Below are 5,089 nucleotides of genomic sequence, written 5' to 3'. Positions count from 1 at the left end.
AATCCGGCCACCGCGACCGGCCACTCGCCACGGCGCGGCAGCCAGCCTGCCAGCAGCGCGATACCGAGCAGGGTGACGGGGGCCAGATGGCGGGGATTGTCAGGGTTCTGGCCAAACAGGGTCCAGAGCAGCAGGGCGAGCCAGTAGAGCGTCCAGAGCGGGGGGAGGGCGGCAGTGTGGTTTTTTGCTCTTTGCCAAAGCGGCAGTACCAGCAGCGCCCCAACAGCCAAGGGCCAAAGCGGGGTGAGCTGATCGTTGAAGGTGCGCGCCCAGCTAAGCAGCCGATCACCGTGGGCCGCCGCCGTGTTGCCCCACAGGGTAAAGTGACCGTCGGTAAAGCGGCGCCCTTCGCTGAAATAGGCCCAGCCATCGGCCTGCCAGACAAACAGCAGGCAGGCTAGCCCCACCAGAATAATCGGGAGCAGAAAGTTAAGTCGCTGACCCTTTTGTGCCATCCCCAGCCAAAGCGGCAGCAACGCCAGCACAAAATAGGAGGGGCGCAGCGCCAGCATAAGGCCCAGCAGCAGACCCGCCAGTGCAATTCTGCGCTGCTGCAAGGCCAGCAGCGTCCCGAGCCAGGCGGCGAGCGCGGGCCCATCCGAAAGGCCGGAGAGCGCCAGCGTCGGGGTGAGCGGCAGGGCCAGCACCAGCAGCCAGACTGGGGCGAGCAGGCTTGGCCGTTGCCACAATCTGACCGCCAGCAAGGCGGTGAGCGGCGCCAGCAAACTGCTACCCAAGAGGCTGGCCCACGGCACCGCGCGGGCCGGATCGTCTACCGCCAGATTGATCAGCCGCGCCAGCCAGATAAAGGCGGGGTAGCCCGGAAAGTGGGGGGAGAACTCCAGCACGCTAAAGCGCGTCACCCCGTGGGCGAAATTGAGGGCATCGTCGGAATCGAGCGCCACCGGGAAGGTCAGCAGCCAGCCGAGCCAGGCCAGTTGCAGCAGAATGAGCAGCCAAATGGTGGTGCAGCAGGGGGAAGGCCAACGCCGGGCCATTACCTTACCCCTCATCCCCAGCCCTTCTCCCGCAAGGGGAGAAGGGGGCGAACCGGCGTTCGGGTGCATTTATCGGCAGGCCGTGCGTAGTGTGGGTAGAGCGCAGCGAAACCCACCGTGTGTCACAGCGAGGTGGCGCAATGATTGGCAGGTTGCCATCAAAGCGGCGCCAGCACGGCCATCAGCGCTTTTTCTGCATCGCTAAAGGCGGCGGCATCGGCGGGCTTGGCGCCCACCCCGAATACCCCCGGGTTACCGATGGCATCCAGCACCTTGGCCAGCGCCAGCTCGGCGGCCTTGCGATCCCCTTCATTGAGTGATGGGAGGATCAAGTCGAGGAAGCGCTTGCTCTTGACCACCAGCACCTTGGCGGTCTGGTAGTCGCCAAGATTCTGGCTGGCCCCTTCGAGCCGGCGCTCGATCTCCGCCTTGTAGGCCCGGTTGAGCAGGGCGGCGGTGGCGGCAGCGTCTTTGGCCTTGATGGCGGCGGCCAGCGGCCCTTGCAGCTCCACCTTGTGGTGCTGCTCCAGATAGGTCAGCTCATCGGCAATCTCGCTCAAGGTGGCGCTGGCATCCTTGCCGCCAGTGGCGGCGCCCAGCAGTGCCTCGCGGGCGTCGATCAGTGGCTCCTTGCCGGCGGCGGCGTAGGAGTAAGCCTGCGCCTGCCCGCTCAGGGGCAGCAGCAGGGTGAGGGCGAGTAAACCCGGGCGGATGGTCATCCTGTTCTCCTTACTTATGCCAGTGGCGCGGCCATCAGGCCACGCTCTGGGTTTCAATCACGGTATTTTCGTTGCGATGGTTAAAGGTGTTGCGGCGTCTGTCTACCTGTTGGACACCGACAAGCCTCACGCCACGCTCTGGGTTTCGATCACGGTGTTTTCATTGCGATGGTTAAAGATGGCGTGGCGTCTGTCCACCCCGTCGATCACCATGTCGGCAGCCATCATCCCCATCTCCATGGCGGTGTCGGTGAAGATGTAGCGGAATGTCCCCTGACGGCCAGTCATGATGAGGTTGGTGATGGGCATCAGCGCCTTGATGGCTTCGTTGCGGCGCGCCTGATAGCCCAAATCCATCAGCGGATAGGCGTACTCGCTGCGGGCCTCGAATGTCTCATCGCCAAGCTTCTGGGTATCGACGCCGAGGCTCGCCAGATCAGCGGTAACCCGACCGCGCAGATCAGAGAGCGGAGCCTGCCAGGTGGCATCCCCCGGATTGCAGGGGATCTCCAGCATCACCGAGGTTTGGCCCTGGGGCGCCATAAAGGGGCTGCGGCGGCGCGGCTCCTGCAGGCGGGTGGCCAGAATATGGGGATCGGAGAGGTACTGCCAGGTGTTGTCCGACAGGTTCTCCTGTTCGAGCGGCATATTGACGAAGCGAAGCGACCGGTATTGGAGATCGCACGGCAAGCCCAGATGCTGGCAGGTGAGCGGCAGCGGCAGGGTAGAGATCACCTGATCAAAGCGCTCGCTCTGCTCAACGTCATCTTGTTTCCAATAAACCCGCTCGATGCGGTCATCAGCCTGCTCAAGGCGGGTGATGGTTGCGCCGGTTTTCAGCTCAACGCCCTCTGCTACCAGCCGCTCCCCCAGAGTGGTGAAGATCTGGCCGAAGCCATATTTGGGGTAGCGGTATTTGCGGGCATAGGTGCGCACCGAGATACTCCCGTTGCGTCTTGGCAGCAGGCGGCGCGCCACGTCTTTAAGGTCGATAAGGCTGATGCGTTGGCCGGCCCAGTCGGCGGAGAGCTTGTCCGGGTTGATGCCCCACAACTTGCCGGTGTAGCCCTCGAAAAACTGGCGGTAGAGGGTGCGACCAAAGTGGCTCTGGATCCACTCGGCAAAGCTCGCCTTGGCAAAATCGTCAGGCTTCTTGCTAAAGGGCAACAGCAGCAAGTCTTTCACCGCACCGGCCATCAGGGCAAGCGGCGCCGTCTTGAGCAGGTTGGGCAGGTTCAGGGGGTAGTCATAGGTGCGTCCGCCAAAGCGGATCACGCTCTTGCGCTCGGCATGGAGCAGATCGTCCCCCATCAGCTCGTCGATAAAGGCGAGCAATTCGGGGTTCTTGGTGATAAAGCGGTGGCCGCCGTAGTCAAAGCGATACTCCCCATCGCGCCCCTTGAAGGTCTGGGTGGCGCACATGCCACCGACCACCGGCTCCTGCTCGAACAGGGTGACGGCAAAACCGGCGCGGCCCAGGCGCCAGGCCGCCATCAAACCGGCGGGGCCAGCGCCCAGCACTGCAATGCTTTTCTTGTTGTTATCGCTCATGACCTATTCCGAAACTGCTTGATAGATAAGGGAACCGCGCCAAGGCGCGGCTCCCGAATAGTGTTGTTACCCTGTGGCCTTGTTGCCACAGGGCGTGCGGGTTCAGCTCTTGCTGGATGCGGCGCTCACCTGCGGGCGATAGCTGCGCTGCCAGAGGGTAACGAAGATCGCCAGATAGAGGGCCCAGGTCAGCAGCTGCAAGCCAGCGGGTGAGGCATTGTAGCCAAACAGAGCGCGCAGGAAGGTACCAAATACCCCCTGATCGTCGAGAATGTGGCTGATGTCGAACACCGGCGTGGTCCAGAAGGTGATGATCTCTGCCGCCTGCAACATGTTGACGGCGGACGAGAGCAAGCCTGCGGCGATGATGATGATAAGCAGGCCGGTCCAGCGGAAGAAAGGAGCCAGCGCCACCTTGCGGGTGGAGCGCAGCAGTCCCCACACCAGCGCGATGGAGACCAGCAACCCCGCCAGCGCGCCCATCAGGCCGGATTGCAGATCGACCCCTTGCCCCGAATAGAGCAGGGCGGAGAAGAAGAGCACGGTTTCAAACCCTTCGCGCATCACGGCGAGGAAGGCGAGCAGCACCAGACCAAACAGGTTGCCGCCATCGATGGCCGCATCGATGCGCGCCGTCATGGCCCCCACCTGGGATTTGGCCTGCTTTTGCATCCAGATCGCCATATAGGTGAGCACCAGAGTGGCGAAGATCAGGATCCCCGCCATCAACAGGTGGTTGTAGCGCTCGCTCTCGAACTGGCTCACCACCACCTGGAACAGGAAGGCGACGATCAGGGAGGCGACAAGGCCAAGCCCCACCCCCAGATAGATGAATTTGTTGTAGCGGCTCGCCCCCAGCTTGGCGAGGTAGGAGAGGCAGATGCCGACCAGCAGGAAGGCTTCCAGCCCCTCGCGCAGGGTAATCAGAAAACTTGCAAACATCAGGATTGAGGCTCCGTAGCGGGCGTGATGGGGAGAGGCTGCAAGGTAAGTTGCAACCGATTTAGCTGCACTATGGGTGGCTCCGGCAAGCTCGGCTCGGCGGCGCGCACCGCATCATTGACCCACTTGGGGTAGGTGCGGAAATTGAGTTTGATGTCGGCCTTGAAGGGCCCTTGGGCTTCTGCGGGCAGCGGCCAGGCTTCATCGCGCCAGCCATCGGCCGGAATGCGGGTATCTTCCAAGAGCTTGGCGTAGCGCCAGAACTTGAGCCCCACCGGCTTGCCCTCGGCATCGCCGAACACTTTTCTGAATAGTCGCGCATCGTCAGGGACAGCGCCATCCACCGGCTGGCCGCTGGCAAGCACCACCTTGCCGCTGGCGTCGGTGACGGTCAGCTCCAGCCAGAGTTCACGGAAATCAGCTACGCCAGTGGGCAGAGCATGGCCCGCGCCGGTATTGGCGACCCGCACCACCAGCTGCTGACTATCGGCCGCCTGTTCGATACGGGCGGAGAGGGTAGCGCTGGAGCGCAAGAGCGCCAGGCTCTCCTGTTCAAGCGCAGGATTACGCAGCCCCACCAGCTGGTGCTGGGCGCCGGTGAAGTTGTGGCGATAGAGCCGCGCTTTCATGGTGCCGTTTTCGGTGGACTGGCCCGCCACCGGCGCGCCGCCATTGCCCGGTTCCGGGTTCATATGGCAGTCGATGCAGGTGCGCCGCTTGGCGGGATCCTCCGCGTTTGCGAAGCTGGATTTTTCCCACTCGTCCCAGGTGTTGACGATATTGGCGCCGGTGCCCGGGGCAAACTCGTTGTGGCACGACTTGCACAGAGCCGCGTCGCGGTAGAAATCCTTCTGATAGGAGGCTTTGTGGGCCGCCGGA

The 5,089-nt window shown here is 63.0% G+C and carries 4 protein-coding genes and 1 pseudogene; all 5 read right to left on the bottom strand.

What is annotated here, in order from left to right:
* Positions 1-998 (bottom strand): hypothetical protein (locus L972_RS13725; RefSeq protein ID WP_081990733.1); only part of this gene is annotated, 998 nt, incomplete at its 3' end.
* A gap of 158 nt (positions 999-1,156) precedes the next feature.
* A complete protein-coding gene (locus L972_RS13720) occupies positions 1,157-1,717 on the bottom strand; it encodes a hypothetical protein (protein ID WP_047438886.1) in 561 nt (186 codons plus the stop codon).
* A 126-nt stretch (positions 1,718-1,843) separates the two neighbouring features.
* Positions 1,844-3,268, bottom strand: coding sequence for an FAD-dependent oxidoreductase (locus L972_RS13715; RefSeq protein ID WP_047438885.1), 1,425 nt, complete (start codon positions 3,266-3,268; stop codon positions 1,844-1,846).
* A 102-nt stretch (positions 3,269-3,370) separates the two neighbouring features.
* Positions 3,371-4,210, bottom strand: a complete 840-nt coding sequence (locus L972_RS13710; RefSeq protein ID WP_047438883.1) for an FTR1 family iron permease — start codon at positions 4,208-4,210, stop codon at positions 3,371-3,373.
* A pseudogene (locus tag L972_RS13705) lies at positions 4,210-5,089 on the bottom strand (hypothetical protein); the annotation flags it as partial. The gene L972_RS13710 and the pseudogene L972_RS13705, both read right to left, overlap by 1 nt.

The sequence above is a fragment of the Aeromonas sp. ZOR0001 genome, assembly GCF_000801015.1.
Classification (GTDB): Bacteria; Pseudomonadota; Gammaproteobacteria; order Enterobacterales; family Aeromonadaceae; genus Aeromonas; species Aeromonas veronii.
This window is presented reverse-complemented; position numbering and strand designations above follow the sequence as displayed.